Below are 15,725 nucleotides of genomic sequence, written 5' to 3'. Positions count from 1 at the left end.
GCCGATGCCATTGCGCCAGCGCCTCGAAAACCTGCCAGTGGGCCAAAAGCTCCTGGCCGCCCTGCTTGTCCTGCTGACCACCGTTCTGCTGGTCGCCAACCTGACCTTTATCAGCGCGGCCTACTGGATCTCCCAGGAAAGCATGGCGCCCCAGGCGCTGCAGACCATTGGCCGCCTGGTGTCCAATCCGACCCTGGCGATTCAGGCGCTGAACTCCCCCGAAGATGCCGAGAAGCTGCTCAACGAACTCGACAGCTATACCCCGCTGCGGGCTGCCGCACTCTATGACGGCAAGGGCCAGCGCCTGGCCCAGTTGCAGCACGGCGAACGCCTCAAGCTGCCCGAACGCTACCGGCACATCGAAGCCTGGCAAATGACCGAGTTTCGCAGCAACCAGGTCATCACCCTGCCCCGCCCGGGCCAGGCCCCCGGCCACCTGCTGCTGGTGGCCACCAGCGAACTGCCGATGGCCTTCTACACCGGCACCCTGACCGCCAGCCTGGGAATCCTGATCTTCAGTGTTCTGCTGTGGCTGGTCATCGCCCGGCAGATCAAGCGCCTGATCACCCAGCCGATCCATCAGCTCGAGGAACTGTCGCGCCAGGTCACCCGCGAGGAGAACTACGCCCTGCGCGCAGCCCGGGGCAACCACGATGAAATCGGCAGCCTGGCAGAAGCCTTCAATACCATGCTGTCGCGTATCGAAGCTCGCGAGCAGCAGCTCAAGCGCGCCCGGGACGACTCCCAGGCCGCCTACGACCAGGCCCAGGGGCTGGCGGAGGAAACCCGCCATACCAACCGCAAGCTGGAACTGGAAGTCCAGGTGCGCAGCAAGATCGAGAAGAAGCTCACCGGCTTTCAGAACTACCTCAACAGCATCATCGACTCCATGCCCTCGGCGCTGATCGCTCTGGATGAACAGCTCTACGTCACCCAGTGGAACCAGGAAGCCAGCGCCCTGTCCGGCACCCGGCTCGACGAAGCCCTGAACCAGCCGATCTTCCTCGCCTTCGAACCGCTCAAGCCGTTCCTGCCGCAACTCAAGGAAACCGTCGAGCAGCACACGGTGACCAAGGTCGAGCGGGTCACCTGGTTCAAGGACGAAGAACCCAAGCACTACGCCCTGACCTTCTACCCCCTGATGGGGGGCGCCGGACGCGGGGTGGTGATCCGTATCGACGACATCACCCAGCGCCTGTCCCTGGAAGAGATGATGGTGCAATCGGAGAAAATGCTTTCGGTGGGCGGCCTCGCGGCCGGCATGGCCCATGAGATCAACAACCCGCTGGGAGCGATCCTGCACAACGTACAGAACATTCGCCGACGACTGTCTGCCGACCTGCCAAAGAACCTTGAGCACGCGCAGCAGATCGGTGTTGAACTGCAGACCGTCAATCGCTACCTGGAAAGCCGCGAAGTGCCGCAACTGCTCGATGGCATTCAGCAGGCCGGAGCCCGGGCGGCGAAGATCGTCACCCACATGCTCAGCTTCAGCCGGCGCAGCAACCGGCAGATGGCCCCCTGCGACCTGCCGGCGCTGATCGACCAGGCGGTGGAGATCGCCAGCAACGACTTCGACCTGGCCATTGGCTTCGACTTCAAGGGCCAGGCGATCATTCGCCAGTTCGACCCGAACCTGGGCCCGGTTGCCGGCACTGCCAACGAACTGGAACAGGTGCTGCTCAACCTGCTGAAAAACGCCGCCCAGGCCATCCATCAGCGCGAAGATGACAGCGAACCCGGACGTATCATCCTGCGTACCCGTTTGAATCCGCCCTGGGCAGAGATCCAGGTGGAGGACAACGGAATCGGCATGAGCGAAAACGTGCGCAAGCGTACCTTCGAGCCCTTCTTCACCACCAAGGAAATCGGCCAGGGCACCGGGCTCGGCCTGTCGGTGTCGTACTTCATCATCACCAATAACCACAAGGGGCAGATGGAGGTGCAGTCCACCCGCGGCCAGGGCACTTGCTTCACCTTGCGCCTGCCCCTGGCCAGCAGCCAGCCGCTGGTCCAAGAACCGTTACCACTGGAGAACTGAACATGGGCTTTCGCTTGTCGAAGATCTACACCCGCACTGGCGACAAAGGCGAAACCGGACTGGGGGATGGCCGTCGGGTGCCCAAGGATCACCCTCGGGTCGAAGCCATTGGCGAGGTTGATACCCTGAACAGCCAATTGGGCCTGCTACTGGCAGGCCTCGGTGAGCAGAGCGGTGCCTGCCCCCGGCTCGAGGAAGTGATCACAGTGCTGGCTCCCTGTCAGCATCGGTTGTTCGACCTGGGTGGCGAGCTGGCGATGCCGGTCTATCAGGCCCTCAACGAGGCCGAAGTACAGCGCCTGGAGGCGGCCATCGATCTGTGGAACGAGGAGTTGGGCCCGCTGGAGAACTTCATCCTGCCCGGCGGCTCGGCGCTGATCGCCCAGGCCCATGTCTGCCGCAGCCTGGCCCGCAGCGCCGAACGTCGCTGTCAGCACCTGAATGCCGTTGAGCCTTTGCAAGGGGTTGGGCTGGCCTACATCAATCGCCTGTCGGACCTGCTGTTTGTCGCCGCGCGACTGATCGCCAAGCGCCAGGGCATTGCCGAAATCCTCTGGCAGGCCGCCGCCAAGCCCTGACCACGCGGCTTGCGGGCGAAAGGGCCTGCAAGCGCCCGACGATGCCTCTCAGGCAAGCCTGCTCCCGCAGACCTGGGCCCAGGCTGCCATTGAGGATGTCTTCAATCCTGCGGCCAGAAGGCGCGGATACCCGCTACACCTTGAGCACCCGCTGCCCAGGCCTGCTGGCATTCGGCGGGCCCCACGCCACCCAGCAGATACACCGGCTTGTTGAAACCGCTGATCAGTTGCTCGGCCTGTTGCCAGCCCAATGGCTGTGCATCCGGATGGGTCTGGGTGGGCTGTACCGGAGACAAGGTCACGAAGTCCACGTCCATCTGCTGGGCCAGGGACAGCTCCTCGGCGTTATGGCAGGAAGCCGCCAACCAGCGATCCTTGCCGAACGGCCGCCCGGCGCTGGCGTACTTGCGCAGTTGCGCCGCAGTGATGTGCCAGCCCGCCGAGGGGAAATCCCCCAGCCATTCGAAGGGCCCCTTGAGCATCAGTTGCGCCTTGCCGGCGCACAGGCCCACCGCATCCACCGCCAGGTCGCGGTATTGCGGGTCGTAGCCGCCGGGCGCCCGCAGTTGAATCAGCTTGCAGCCCTGGGCCACGGCTTTTTGCATGCCTCGCAGCAGGGTCGGGGTTTCCAGGCCTTCCGGGGTGATCAGGTATTGGGCTGGCAGACGCGCGGCAGCGACAATCGGCTGATTGGCCGCGGGGAACTCATAGTCGGCCAGCTCACGAGCAGTGACCCAGGCCAGAGGTTGCCCTTCGGCGCCGTGAGGCTCACCGCTGAACGCCGAGACTTCCCAGACATCCAGCAGTACCTGCTTGTCCGGATAATCGTGCTGCACCTTGATCAGCGGGCGCGCTGCGGTGACGGCGATGCCCAGTTCTTCCTGTAGCTCGCGGGCCAGCGCGGCTTCGACCGCCTCCCCGGGCTCGACCTTGCCGCCGGGGAACTCCCACAGGCCACCTTGATGTTGAGTATCGGCACGCCGGGCAATCAGGATCTTGCCGCTGGCATCCCGGATAACGGCCGCAGCCACATGTACTCGTTTCACCGCACTACTTCCTCTGCTCAGGCATGTTGGCCAGGCCCTTGCGGGCCGGGCGTTGGATCTGCGCTTCGCCGGCAAGCCGGCTCCTACAGCAGGAGCGGCAACGCCGGCGAGGTTCTTAGGTGCGGTATTCCGCGTTGATCTTCACGTATTCGTGAGACAGGTCGGTGGTCCAGATGGTTTCGCTGCACGCGCCACGGCCCAGTTCGATGCGGATGGTGATTTCTTCCTGCTGCATCACCGCCGCGCCCTGGGCTTCGGTGTAGCTGGCGGCACGGGCGCCACGGCTGGCAATGCAGACTTCACCGAGAAACACGTCGATCTTGCTGACATCCAGGTCCGGCACCCCGGCACGACCTACTGCCGCCAGGATGCGGCCCCAGTTCGGGTCCGAAGCGAACAGCGCGGTCTTGATCAGTGGCGAGTGAGCCACGGTGTAGCCCACGTCCAGGCACTCCTGGTAAGTAGCCCCGCCGTTGACTTCCACAGTGACGAACTTGGTCGCGCCCTCACCGTCGCGGACGATGGCCTGGGCCACTTCCATGCACACCTCGAACACCGCCTGCTTCAGGGCAGCGAACAGCGGGCCCTCGGCCTTGGTGATTTCCGGCAGCTTGGCCTGCCCCGTGGCGATCAGCATGCAGCAGTCGTTGGTCGACGTGTCGCCGTCGATGGTGATGCGGTTGAAGGACTTGTTGGCACCGTCCAGCAACAGGTTCTGCAGCACTTCGCGGGAGACTTTGGCGTCAGTGGCGATGTAGCCGAGCATGGTTGCCATGTTCGGGCGGATCATCCCCGCGCCCTTGCTGATGCCGGTCACGGTGATGGTCACGCCATCATGCTGGAACTGGCGGCTGGCGCCCTTGGGCAGGGTATCGGTGGTCATGATGCCAGTGGCGGCGGCAGCCCAGTTGTCCACGGACAGGTCGTCCAGCGCAGCTTGCAGAGCGCCTTCGATTTTCTCTACCGGCAATGGCTCGCCGATCACCCCGGTGGAGTAAGGCAGCACGGCGCTGGCATCGACGCCGGTCAGCTCCGCCAGCTTGGCGCAGGTGCGGGACGCCGCGGCCAGGCCCGGCTCACCAGTGCCGGCGTTGGCGTTACCGGTGTTGGTCAGCAGATACCGCACCGGGCCTTGTACCCGCTGCTTGGCCAGAATCACCGGTGCGGCGCAGAACGCGTTGAGGGTGAACACCCCCGCCACCGTGGAGCCTTCGGCACAACGCATGACCACCACATCCTTGCGCCCCGGGCGCTTGATGCCGGCCGAAGCGATACCGAGCTCGAAGCCGGCAACCGGGTGCAACGTAGGCAAAGGACCAAGACCAACAGCCATGAATGCGCTCCTCTTATCAGGTGTCTGCACCGTCGTCTCAAAAGACGGTGCCGCAAATGGAAAAACGCCGCGACGGCTGATGCCGTCACGGCGCGGGTGTTTCAGTGTCTGGCGGGGATCTTAGTTGATCTGGCCGTGACAGTGTTTGTACTTCTTGCCCGAACCGCAGTAGCACAGTTCATTGCGGCCAAGCTTCTGCTCGTTGCGCACTGGCGCGGTGGCCAGGGCCACATCGACCTCGACGCCCTCTTCCAGGGCTTCTGGCTGATCCAGCCCCGGTGCCTCGGCGTGTTCGAACTGCATGCGCTGGGCCAGAGCCTCGGCTTCCTGACGCAGGCGAGCCTCTTCCTCGGCCGGGTCTTCGCGACGCACCTGGACGTGGGACAGCACGCGGATCGAGTCGCGCTTGATGGAGTCGAGCAACTCGGAGAACAGGGTGAAGGATTCGCGCTTGTACTCCTGCTTCGGGTTCTTCTGCGCGTAACCACGCAGGTGAATACCGTGACGCAGGTGGTCCATGGTCGACAGGTGGTCTTTCCACAGGTCGTCCAGTACCCGCAGAACAATCTGCTTCTCGAAAGTGCGCAGGGCTTCGGCACCGGCCTGGTCTTCTTTCTCGTTGTACGCGGCGATCAGCTCGTTGAGCAGCTTCTCGCGCAGGGTTTCCTCGTACAGGTGATCGTCTTCGTCGAGCCATTGCTGGATCGGCAGGCTGACACCGAAGCCGCTCTGGATGGCTTCTTCCAGGCCTGCCACGTCCCACTGCTCAGGCAGTGATTGCGGCGGGATGTGGGCGCTGACGGTAGCGTTGAGCACGTCCTGGCGGAAGTCGGCGATGGTTTCGCCAATGTTGTCCGCGGCCAACAAGGTGTTGCGCATGTGATAGATCACTTTACGCTGCTCGTTGTTGACGTCGTCGAACTCCAGCAACTGCTTGCGGATGTCGAAGTTGCGGCCTTCGACCTTGCGCTGGGCCTTCTCGATGGCGTTGGTCACCATGCGGTGCTCGATCGCCTCGCCGGACTGCATGCCCAGGGCCTTCATGAAGTTCTTCACCCGGTCAGAGGCGAAGATACGCATCAGGCTGTCTTCCAGGGACAGGTAGAAGCGGCTGGAACCGGCGTCGCCCTGGCGGCCGGCACGGCCACGCAGCTGGTTGTCGATACGACGGGACTCATGGCGCTCGGAAGCGATCACCTGCAGGCCACCGGACTCCAGCACTTGCTGGTGACGCTTCTGCCAGTCGGCCTTGATCTGGGCGATCTGCTCCGGAGTCGGGTTCTCCAGGGAAGCCACTTCCACTTCCCAGTTGCCGCCCAACAGGATGTCGGTACCACGACCGGCCATGTTGGTGGCGATGGTCAGGGCGCCCGGGCGACCGGCCTGGGCAATGATTTCCGCTTCCTTTTCGTGGAACTTGGCATTCAGGACCTTGTGCTCGATGCCTTCCTTGTTGAGCAGGTTGGACATGTGCTCGGACGTTTCGATGGTCGCGGTGCCTACCAGCACCGGACGGCCCTGGGTCATGCATTCCTTGATGTCGTTGATGATCGCGGCGTATTTCTCGTCCGCGGTCAGGAACACCAGGTCGTTGTAGTCCTTACGGGCCAGCGGCTTGTTCGGCGGAATCACCATCACCTGCAGACCGTAGATCTGATGGAACTCGAAGGCTTCGGTGTCGGCGGTGCCGGTCATGCCGGACAGCTTGGTGTACAGACGGAAGTAGTTCTGGAAGGTGGTCGAGGCCAGGGTCTGGCTCTCGGCCTGGATATTGAGGTTTTCCTTGGCTTCGATGGCCTGGTGCAGGCCTTCGGACAAGCGGCGACCGGGCATGGTACGACCGGTGTGTTCGTCCACCAGGACCACCTGCCCATCCTGGACGATGTATTCAACGTTGCGGTTGAACAGCTTGTGCGCACGCAGGCCGGCGTAAACGTGGGTCAACAGGCCCAGGTTGTGCGCCGAGTACAGGCTTTCGCCTTCAGCCAGCAGGCCGACCTGGGTCAGCATTTCTTCGATGAACTGGTGACCGGCTTCGTTGAGCTCGACCTGGCGGGTCTTCTCGTCGACAGTGAAGTGACCGGCCTTGGTGACCTGGCCTTCCACTTCCTCGATGTGCTGTTCCAGGCGCGGGATCAGCTTGTTGATCTCGGTGTACAGGCGGGAGCTGTCCTCAGCCTGGCCGGAAATGATCAACGGAGTACGGGCTTCGTCGATGAGGATCGAGTCGACTTCGTCGATCACGGCAAAATTGAGCTCGCGCTGGAACTTGTCTTCCATGCTGAAAGCCATGTTGTCGCGCAGGTAGTCGAAACCGAATTCGTTGTTGGTGCCGTAGGTGATGTCGGCGGCGTAGGCTGCACGTTTCTCTTCAGGCGGCTGGAACGGCGTGACCACGCCGACGCTCAGGCCGAGGAATTCGTACAGCGGGCGCATCCAGTTGGCGTCGCGGCGAGCCAGGTAGTCGTTCACGGTCACCACGTGCACGCCCTTGCCGGACAGCGCGTTGAGGTACACACCCAGGGTCGCTACCAGGGTCTTGCCCTCACCGGTGCGCATCTCGGCGATCTTGCCTTCATGCAAGGTCATGCCGCCGATCAGCTGCACATCGAAGTGGCGCATTCCCATGATCCGCTTACCGGCTTCACGGGCGACCGCGAAGGCTTCGGGAAGCAGTTTGTCGAGGGTTTCACCCTTGGCGATACGGGCCTTGAACTCGGCAGTCTTGGCACGCAATTGATCGTCCGAAAGGGCCACCATTTGCTCTTCGAAGGCATTGACGATCTGTACCGTCTTGAGCATGCGTTTGACTTCACGCTCGTTCTTGCTTCCAAAAAGTTTCTTTAACAAAGGCGCAAACATATCGGCAGGATCTTCCACACATAGGGTTGGAGGGCGGCCCCGTGAGTCGCCCGAGCAGCCCTCATGGCCGCATGCGAACGAGCATTCTACCCGGAAACGATGGTGAGGAAAGTGGCGTTATTCCACGATGCTGGCACAGCGCTGTGACGGGGCTCACCTAAAATAAGGGCTTTTCGCTGAACTTCAAGCCCATTGACCACAGAAGTTAATGATTACGATCAGCAAAGAACCAGAAATTGATCAAAGTACGAACAAGCGATGGCGCCGGCGTGGCGGGCGCTTTCTGCTACCATGGCGCCTCTGTAACTTCAGGTTTCTGATCATGGCATTTCGCCCCCTTACGGCACGCGCTCCCGCCGTTCTTCTTCGCGAAGCCAAGCCTCTGAAAGCCATACTCGGCCACGCCCAGCGCCTGGCGCATCTGCAGCGCCTGCTGGAAAGCCAGCTGCAGCCGGCCGCTCGCGAACATTGCCACGTTGCTTCCTGGCGTGAAGGCAGCCTGCTGCTGATCGTCACCGACGGGCACTGGGCAACGCGCCTGCGCTATCAGCAAAAGCGCCTGCAACGTCAATTGCTGGAGTTCAACGAGTTCAGCAACCTGACGCGCATCCTGTTCAAGGTCCAGCCGCCGACGGTCCAGCAAGGGGCCGCGGGACACACCATGGACCTGTCGAACAACGCCGCTGAAACCATCCAGGCCACCGCAGAGGGCATCACCGATCCCAACCTGCGCGCAGCCCTGGAGCGCCTGGCCAGCCACGCCAAACCGCGGGGCTGACTCAAGCCTGTACTTCAGCGTCGCTTGCTGCCGCCGAGCAGGGAACCCATCAAGCCCCGCACCAGTTGCCGTCCCAATTGATTAGCCGCCTGGCGCATGGCCGACTTCAATGCCTGCCCGGCAGCCGTGCCAAGTAACTCACCCGCCCGGTCGGCCAGGCTGGGCTCCTCAGCCGCTGCTTTGCCAGAAGGCTGCTGATCCTGCGGTGCCAACTCCTTGCGCCCCAGCAACACTTCATAGGCTGATTCGCGGTCGATCGGTTTGTCATAGCGCCCCAGCAGCGGCGAACTGGCGATCAGGGCCTGGCGCTCGGCCTCGGTCAGCGGCCCGATCCGCGACTGCGGCGGCGCCACCAGTACCCGCTGGACCATTTCTGGCGTGCCCTTGTCCTGCAAGGTGCCCACCAGCGCTTCGCCGATGCCCAGCTCGGTCAGTACCGCCAGCGCATCGAAGGCGGGGTTGGGACGGAAACCATCCGCCACGGCGCGCAGGGACTTCTGTTCCTTGGCAGTAAAGGCCCGCAAGCCATGCTGGATACGCAATCCCAATTGAGCCAGGACATTGTCCGGCAGGTCCCCGGGCGACTGGGTAACGAAATACACCCCCACACCTTTGGAGCGAATCAGCCGCACCACCTGCTCCAGCCGGTCCTGCAAGGCCTTGGGAGTACCGGCGAACAGCAGGTGCGCTTCGTCGAAGAACAGCGCCAGCAGCGGCTTGTCCGCATCGCCCCGCTCCGGCAGTTGCTCGAACAGCTCGGCCAGCAGCCATAAAAGGAAGGTCGCATAGACTTTCGGCGCCTCATGCACCAGGCGGCTGGCATCGAGCAGATGAATCCGCCCGCGACCATCGGCGGCCGGCTGCAGAATGTCCTCCAGCTGCAACGCCGGCTCACCGAACAGTGCTTCGGCGCCCTGCTGCTCCAGGGTCGCCAGGCGCCGCAACAGCGCCTGGCTGGAGCCGGTAGTCATCAACGCAGCATCGTCCCCGAGCAGCTGCGGGTTGTCCTTGAGGTGGTTGAGCAACGCCTTGAGGTCCTTCAGGTCGAGCAGCAACAGGCCTTCGCGATCAGCCACCTTGAACGCCGCATAGAGCGCCGACTGCTGGCTGTCGGTGAGTTCCAGCAAACTGCCCAGCAGCAGCGGGCCCATTTCGCTCAGGGTGGTGCGCAGAGGATGACCGCTTTGCCCATGGATATCCCACAGGGTCACCGGATAGGCCTGTGGTTGATGCTTGAGCCAGGGCATGCCGGCGATCCGCTCGGCAACCTTGCCCTGGGGGTTGCCCGCAGCACCCAGCCCACAGAGGTCGCCTTTGATGTCTGCGGCAAATACCGCCACCCCGGCATCACTGAAGGCTTCTGCCAGGCGCTGCAGGGTGACGGTCTTGCCGGTGCCCGTGGCGCCCGCCACCAGACCGTGGCGGTTGGCCAGGCGCATGGCCTGGGCGATCGGCAGGCCATCGAGGCCGGCACCGATTACGAGTTGCGATGAGTCAGGCATTTTGTCACCCCTGGTTAATCTTTGGCCTTACACGGTCGATATGAATAAATGATGGATCAGAAGTATCTGAAATAAAGGTCAGGTAATTCCCGTGGGATAGATGGAGATATCAGCTTACTTATAACACCGCCCTTCTGTGCGTTTTTCCAACCCGATGCCCTGGACTCAAAGACCTTAGCGGACACCCCAAGCCATGAACAAAAATCTGCGCTTCAGCCACAAGATCCTGCTTGCCGCCTCGCTGATCGTCATAGCTGCATTTGCACTATTCACGCTCTACAACGATTACCTGCAACGCAACGCCATTCGTGATGATCTGGACAACTATCTTCAGGAAATGGGCGACGTCACGGCAAAAAATATTCAGACCTGGCTCGCCGGTCGCGCCCTGCTGATCGAGAACATCTCCCAGTCGGTGGCCCTCAACACGGACCCTGCGAATGTCAGCAACCTGCTGGAACAGAAATCCGTCAGCTCGACCTTCATGGGGGCCTACCTGGGCAACAATGACGGCACCTTCATCATCCGTCCCAACAGCAAGATGCCGGATGGCTACGATCCTCGCGCCCGCCCCTGGTACAAGAGTGCCGAAAACAGCAGCGGCTCGGCCCTGACCGAACCCTATATCGACCTGGCGTCCGGCCAGTTGGTGATCTCCATCGTCGACAGCGTGATCAAGGCCGGCCAGAGGATCGGTGTGGTCGGCGGCGACCTGAGCCTGCAAGTAATCACCGACAGCATCAATGCCCTGGACTTCGACGGCATGGGCTACGCCTTCCTGATCAGCGCCGACGGCAAGATCCTGGTACACCCGGACAAGAACCTGGTGATGAAGACCCTCAAGGACGTCTACCCCCAGGACACCCCCAAGATCAGCAGTGAACTCAGCGAGATCACTGTCGATGGCAAGCCGCGTATTGTCACCTTCACCCAGATCAAGGGCCTGTCCTCGGTGAACTGGTACATCGGCCTGTCCGTGGACAAGGACAAGGCTTTCGCCATGCTCAGCGAGTTCCGCACCTCGGCGATCATCGCCACCCTGACGGCCGTGGCCCTGACCATTGCCCTGCTGGGCCTGCTGATCCGCCTGCTGATGCAGCCGCTGCACGTGATGACCCGCGCCATGCAGGACATCGCCGATGGCGAAGGCGACCTGACTCGACGCCTGAACATCCATAACCAGGACGAGTTCGGTATCCTCGGCACCGCCTTCAACCGTTTCGTCGAACGCATCCACGGCTCGATCCGCGAAGTGTCCTCGGCCACCGAGCACGTCAACGAAGTCGCCCTGCGCGTGGTCAGCGCCTCCAACTCGTCGATGCTCAACTCCGACGAGCAGGCCAGCCGCACCAACAGCGTGGCCGCCGCCATCAATCAGCTCGGGGCCGCCGCCCAGGAAATCGCCCGCAATGCCGCCCAGGCTTCGCAACAGGCCAGCGATGCGCGCAACCTCGCCGAAGACGGCCAGCAAGTGGTGGATCGCAGCATCCAGGCGATGAACCAACTGTCGGACATGATCAGCGCCTCCAGCAGCAACATCGAAACCCTCAACAGCAAGACCGTGAACATCGGGCAGATCCTCGAAGTGATCACCAGCATTTCCCAGCAGACCAACCTGCTGGCCCTCAACGCGGCCATCGAAGCGGCCCGGGCCGGCGAGGCAGGACGCGGCTTTGCCGTGGTTGCCGATGAAGTGCGCAACCTGGCGCACCGCACCCAGGAGTCGGCGCAGCAAGTGCAGGGCATGATCGAGGAGCTGCAAGTGGGCGCCCGCGAATCGGTGAGCACCATGAGCAACAGCCAGCGCCACAGCCAGGACAGCGTGGAAATCGCCAACCAGGCCGGGGAACGACTCAACAGCGTGACCCAGCGCATAGGCGAGATTGACGGCATGAACCAGTCGGTGGCCACGGCGACCGAAGAGCAGACCTCGGTGGTGGAGTCCATCAATATGGACATTACCGAGATCAATACGCTGAATCAGGAAGGCGTGGAAAACCTCCAGGCTACCTTGCGGGCCTGCTCCGATCTGGAGCAGCAGGCAGCACGCTTGAAGCAACTGGTGGGCAGTTTCAGGATCTGAAAGCGCCCAACGCCCTGTCGCCGGCTAGCCGGCGGCAGGCTCAAGCAGGCTTGGGCCGGGATGGCGCCTGGGGTTCCTGCTGCAATTGCTCCCACAACTGCGCGGCATCGGGAAAATCGGTGCCGTCGTCAGGGCTCAACTCATCGGGGTCATAACGGCTCAGGCAACCTTCGCCGAGGGTGGCGGGTGCCTTGGACGTGGCTTTATCCAGTGGATCGGTCATCGGGCTGACCTCGTGATGTGCAAAACCAGGAGCGGGGTATTGAACCCCCGCGCCTGGTTTTTTTTCAATCAGAACACCACAGTCTTGTTGCCGTGCACCAGCACACGGTCTTCCAGGTGATAGCGCAGGCCGCGGGCCAGGACCATTTTCTCCACGTCACGACCGAAACGCACCATGTCCTCGATGCTGTCGCTGTGGCTGACCCGTACCACGTCCTGCTCGATGATAGGACCGGCGTCCAGTTCCTCGGTGACGTAGTGGCAGGTTGCGCCGATCAGCTTCACACCGCGCAGCGAGGCCTGATGGTAAGGCTTGGCACCGACAAAGGATGGCAGGAAGCTGTGGTGGATGTTGATCACCTTGTGCGCGTACTCGCTGCACAGCTCCGGCGGCAGGATCTGCATGTAGCGCGCCAGCACCACCACTTCGGCGTCGTGCTGCTTGACCAGGCGCGACACCTCGGCGAAGGCCGGCTCCTTGTCCTGCGGGTTGACCGGCACGTGGTAATAAGGAATGCCGTGCCACTCGACCATGCTGCGCAGATCATCGTGGTTGGAAATCACACAGGCGATCTGGCAATCCAGCTCATCGCTGTGCCAGCGGTGCAGCAAGTCGGCCAGGCAGTGGGATTCGCGGCTGGCCATCAGTACCACGCGCTTTTTCTCGGCGGTATCGGTAATGCGCCAGTCCATCGAGAACTCTTCGGCGATCGGCGCAAAGGCCTCGCGAAAAGCCTCCAGGCCAAAGGGCAGTGAATCGGCACGAATCTCGTGGCGCATGAAAAACCAGCCACTGAGATTGTCCGAGTGGTGGCTCGCTTCGGTGATCCAACCGTTGTGGGAGGCTAGAAAGTTACTGACTTTGGCAACGATGCCAACGCGGTCAGGGCAAGAAATCACCAACCGAAAGGTGCGCATGGGGGGGAAACTCCAGAACTTCGCAAAGGTCGCCATTCTAGCGATTGCGCGACAAAACTGCAGTATTCATTGCATCCAGCGCCCCGGGCAGATCACCAAGGGCCGCTCCGGCCCGGCTTAGCGGCCGCTACTCCAGGCGCCGTAATGGCACTTGTAAATAGTGCTCAACTAGTTTGTGAATAACCGGCCCGAATGCATCAACCTATTAAATAGCGAAATGTCTTTTACGCCTAAACACACTAAGAGAGACGAGTAAAACAGCGGTATTATGTTTACTTGCTCAAACTCCCTGACTATTATTGCGACACTGTCACCCAGCCACTCAGCGCTCAATAAGGTAGTCCTCATGTCCCTGATCAACGAATACCGTGCCACTGAAGAAGCCATCAAAGAACTGCAAGCGCGTTTGAAGAACCTGTCCCAAGACGACAAACTGAAAGCCGAACTGGAGTTCGAAGGCAAACTGCGCAGCCTGATGGGCGAGTACTCCAAATCCCTGCGCGACATCATCGCCCTGCTGGATCCGGACTCGAAAGTTAAAGCACCTCGCGCCGCGGTTAAAACCACCGGCACCAAGCGCGCCCGTAAAGTTAAACAGTACAAGAACCCGCACAACGGCGAAGTCATCGAAACCAAAGGTGGCAACCACAAGACTCTGAAAGAGTGGAAAGCCAAGTGGGGCGGCGACGTGGTAGAAGGCTGGGCCACCCTGCTGGGCTAAGCCTCTCCGTTGAGCGCCCGGGCTTTGCAGCCCTACAGAGAAAACGCCAGCATGCTGGCGTTTTTTTATGCCCTGGCAACCCGCTCAAGGAGCGGGGCCGCTGCTCAAAGAGCCAGGCGCCTCGTCAGGGCCTGCACATAGTCCTGCCATTGATCCAGAACCTGACGCTGCACCGGGTCCGCACTTAACAGCGATTGCTCAAGCCCTTGCCGGAAACTTTCCAGGGTATTGGGAGCACCGAGTCGCGGATCTAGCAAACGCTGCTGACAAAAAACCAGCCAACGTTCTTGCTCGGCTTTGTTCAATGTTTCTGGAAAGTTGCGGGCACGGTAGCGAAAGAGTAATTCCGGCAAGCGCTCATCATCGAATGGCCATTGTTGCTGGGCCAAGTGCAACGGGTCAGCCTCACGTACTTGCTCACACAAACGCCGGTCACGGTCACCAATAAAACCGTCGTACAACTGTTGCTCCGGGTCATCGCTTGCGGCAAATTCATCCGGCCCATAAATCACCGAAAGTTTATCCCGCCAAACTTCTTGAGCTTCGCTCAAGGCCACAGCCCGACGCTGATATAGCTCCATGTCCAAGTGCAGCCGCTGTTGATCTTCACTGCGCAGAACACTCAATGGCGCCACGACCGGGCAGCGATTGATATGGATGAGTTTCAACGGCACCGGCAACTCGCCTTCGAGCAGATCTTCCCGGCGCGTGTACAAACGCTGGCGCAGGGTTTCGGCGTCCAACTCCAACAGCCCCTGAGGGTCCAGGTGCAGGTCGCAGACAATCAAGGCATTGCGATTGCGTGGATGCCAGGCCAGGGGCAGGACCACGCCGATGTAGTGGCGCGCCGCAGAAAAGCGCCCGGAGATGTGCACCATGGGTTGCAACAGGCGGACCTGATCCATCACCCGCTGCTTGCTGCGCAACTGGAACAGCCAGTCATAGAGTCTGGGCTGTTTGTCGCGAACCAATCGCGCCAGGGCGATGGTCGCCCGGACATCGGACAGCGCGTCATGGGCCTGGCCGTGATCGATGCCGTTGGCTGCGGTCAGGCGCTCCAGCTTGAGGCTTACCTGCCCCTGCTCCTCGGGCCAGACGATCCCCTGGGGGCGCAACGCATAAGCCGTGCGCACCACGTCGATCAGGTCCCAACGGCTGTTGCCGCCCTGCCACTCCCGGGCGTAGGGGTCGAAGAAATTGCGATACAGGCTGTAGCGGGTCATCTCATCGTCGAAACGCAGGGTGTTGTAGCCCACGCCGCAGGTCCCGGGGCGCGCCAGTTGCTCGTGCACCCGGGTCATGAAATCCGCCTCCCCCAGGCCTTGTTCGGCCAGACGGCCAGGGGTGATGCCAGTGATCATGCAAGCCATCGGATGGGGCAGGATATCGTCGCTGGGCTGGCAGTAGAGGTTGACCGGCTCGTCGATCTCGTTGAGTGCCAGGTCGGTGCGGATACCGGCCACTTGCAACGGGCGATCACAACGCGGATTGATGCCGGTGGTTTCGTAGTCGTACCAAAAGAGGGAAGTCACGGCCTGTTCCTGAACTGAAAGACCGCCGCAGTCTAGGCGTTCAGGCGCCGTCAGGGCCAGCTGCACGAACCGGGGCGAAGGCATTGGACTTGGCGAATTCGTAGTTAAT

The 15,725-nt window shown here is 61.7% G+C and carries 12 protein-coding genes; 5 read left to right on the top strand and 7 right to left on the bottom strand.

Going from position 1 to position 15,725, the window contains the following annotated elements; translation table 11 throughout:
* The first annotated feature begins 4 nt into the window (after nt 1–4).
* The gene (locus BM382_RS09255; protein WP_011063031.1) at nt 5–2,041 is read left to right on the top strand and encodes a sensor histidine kinase; all 2,037 of its coding nucleotides are present in this window, start codon (nt 5–7) and stop codon (nt 2,039–2,041) included.
* A 2-nt stretch (nt 2,042–2,043) separates the two neighbouring features.
* Nucleotides 2,044–2,619, top strand: a complete 576-nt coding sequence (locus tag BM382_RS09250) for a cob(I)yrinic acid a,c-diamide adenosyltransferase (RefSeq protein WP_011063032.1) — start codon at nt 2,044–2,046, stop codon at nt 2,617–2,619.
* A gap of 101 nt (nt 2,620–2,720) precedes the next feature.
* On the opposite strand, the gene BM382_RS09245 is transcribed toward BM382_RS09250, so the two are convergent.
* The 3 genes from BM382_RS09245 to secA form a co-directional block, all read right to left on the bottom strand.
* The gene (locus BM382_RS09245) at nt 2,721–3,665 is read right to left on the bottom strand and encodes a Nudix family hydrolase (RefSeq protein WP_011063033.1); all 945 of its coding nucleotides are present in this window, start codon (nt 3,663–3,665) and stop codon (nt 2,721–2,723) included.
* Between the two features lie 115 nt (nt 3,666–3,780).
* The gene (argJ, locus tag BM382_RS09240; RefSeq protein WP_011063034.1) at nt 3,781–4,998 is read right to left on the bottom strand and encodes a bifunctional glutamate N-acetyltransferase/amino-acid acetyltransferase ArgJ; all 1,218 of its coding nucleotides are present in this window, start codon (nt 4,996–4,998) and stop codon (nt 3,781–3,783) included.
* Nucleotides 4,999–5,118: 120 nt separating this feature from the next.
* On the bottom strand, nt 5,119–7,860 hold the full coding sequence (secA, locus tag BM382_RS09235; protein WP_011063035.1) for a preprotein translocase subunit SecA: 2,742 nt from the start codon (nt 7,858–7,860) through the stop codon (nt 5,119–5,121).
* Between the two features lie 322 nt (nt 7,861–8,182).
* On the opposite strand from secA, the gene BM382_RS09230 reads away from it, so the two are divergent.
* Complete coding sequence (locus BM382_RS09230; RefSeq protein ID WP_011063036.1) at nt 8,183–8,638, top strand: DUF721 domain-containing protein; 456 nt, start codon at nt 8,183–8,185, stop codon at nt 8,636–8,638.
* Between the two features lie 14 nt (nt 8,639–8,652).
* On the opposite strand, the gene BM382_RS09225 is transcribed toward BM382_RS09230, so the two are convergent.
* Nucleotides 8,653–10,140: a helicase HerA-like domain-containing protein gene (locus BM382_RS09225; RefSeq protein ID WP_072442674.1), complete on the bottom strand. Its 1,488-nt coding sequence runs from the start codon at nt 10,138–10,140 to the stop codon at nt 8,653–8,655.
* Between the two features lie 193 nt (nt 10,141–10,333).
* On the opposite strand from BM382_RS09225, the gene BM382_RS09220 reads away from it, so the two are divergent.
* Nucleotides 10,334–12,223 carry a methyl-accepting chemotaxis protein gene (locus BM382_RS09220; protein ID WP_011063038.1) on the top strand — a complete coding sequence of 630 codons (1,890 nt, stop codon included), beginning with the start codon at nt 10,334–10,336 and terminating at the stop codon, nt 12,221–12,223.
* Nucleotides 12,224–12,263: 40 nt separating this feature from the next.
* Here the strand turns inward: BM382_RS09220 and BM382_RS09215 are convergent, their stop codons facing one another.
* Both BM382_RS09215 and purU read right to left on the bottom strand, forming a co-directional pair.
* Complete coding sequence (locus tag BM382_RS09215; protein ID WP_011063039.1) at nt 12,264–12,446, bottom strand: hypothetical protein; 183 nt, start codon at nt 12,444–12,446, stop codon at nt 12,264–12,266.
* Nucleotides 12,447–12,514: 68 nt separating this feature from the next.
* Entirely contained in the window at nt 12,515–13,363 is an 849-nt protein-coding gene (purU, locus tag BM382_RS09210) for a formyltetrahydrofolate deformylase (protein WP_011063040.1), read from the bottom strand.
* A 346-nt stretch (nt 13,364–13,709) separates the two neighbouring features.
* On the opposite strand from purU, the gene mvaT reads away from it, so the two are divergent.
* The gene (gene mvaT, locus BM382_RS09205) at nt 13,710–14,084 is read left to right on the top strand and encodes a histone-like nucleoid-structuring protein MvaT (RefSeq protein ID WP_011063041.1); all 375 of its coding nucleotides are present in this window, start codon (nt 13,710–13,712) and stop codon (nt 14,082–14,084) included.
* 104 nt (nt 14,085–14,188) lie between these two features.
* On the opposite strand, the gene sbcB is transcribed toward mvaT, so the two are convergent.
* A complete protein-coding gene (gene sbcB, locus BM382_RS09200; RefSeq protein WP_072442672.1) occupies nt 14,189–15,616 on the bottom strand; it encodes an exodeoxyribonuclease I in 1,428 nt (475 codons plus the stop codon).
* Nucleotides 15,617–15,725 lie beyond the last annotated feature (109 nt).

This window comes from Pseudomonas sp. NFPP25 (assembly GCF_900116505.1).
GTDB classification, from domain to species: domain Bacteria; phylum Pseudomonadota; class Gammaproteobacteria; order Pseudomonadales; family Pseudomonadaceae; genus Aquipseudomonas; species Aquipseudomonas protegens.
Note: the sequence above shows the minus strand (reverse complement) of the source record. Positions and strands in the feature narration are given on the sequence as shown.

What these genes read in the sequence shown, in the direction of transcription:
- secA (WP_011063035.1), bottom strand. Translation starts at nt 7,860, where the DNA reads ATGTTTGCGCCTTTGTTAAAGAAACTTTTTGGAAGCAAGAACGAGCGT.
- BM382_RS09230 (WP_011063036.1), top strand. Translation starts at nt 8,183, where the DNA reads ATGGCATTTCGCCCCCTTACGGCACGCGCTCCCGCCGTTCTTCTTCGC.
- mvaT (WP_011063041.1), top strand. Translation starts at nt 13,710, where the DNA reads ATGTCCCTGATCAACGAATACCGTGCCACTGAAGAAGCCATCAAAGAA.
- argJ (WP_011063034.1), bottom strand. Translation starts at nt 4,998, where the DNA reads ATGGCTGTTGGTCTTGGTCCTTTGCCTACGTTGCACCCGGTTGCCGGC.
- BM382_RS09215 (WP_011063039.1), bottom strand. Translation starts at nt 12,446, where the DNA reads ATGACCGATCCACTGGATAAAGCCACGTCCAAGGCACCCGCCACCCTC.
- BM382_RS09225 (WP_072442674.1), bottom strand. Translation starts at nt 10,140, where the DNA reads ATGCCTGACTCATCGCAACTCGTAATCGGTGCCGGCCTCGATGGCCTG.
- BM382_RS09220 (WP_011063038.1), top strand. Translation starts at nt 10,334, where the DNA reads ATGAACAAAAATCTGCGCTTCAGCCACAAGATCCTGCTTGCCGCCTCG.
- BM382_RS09255 (WP_011063031.1), top strand. Translation starts at nt 5, where the DNA reads ATGCCATTGCGCCAGCGCCTCGAAAACCTGCCAGTGGGCCAAAAGCTC.
- purU (WP_011063040.1), bottom strand. Translation starts at nt 13,363, where the DNA reads ATGCGCACCTTTCGGTTGGTGATTTCTTGCCCTGACCGCGTTGGCATC.
- BM382_RS09250 (WP_011063032.1), top strand. Translation starts at nt 2,044, where the DNA reads ATGGGCTTTCGCTTGTCGAAGATCTACACCCGCACTGGCGACAAAGGC.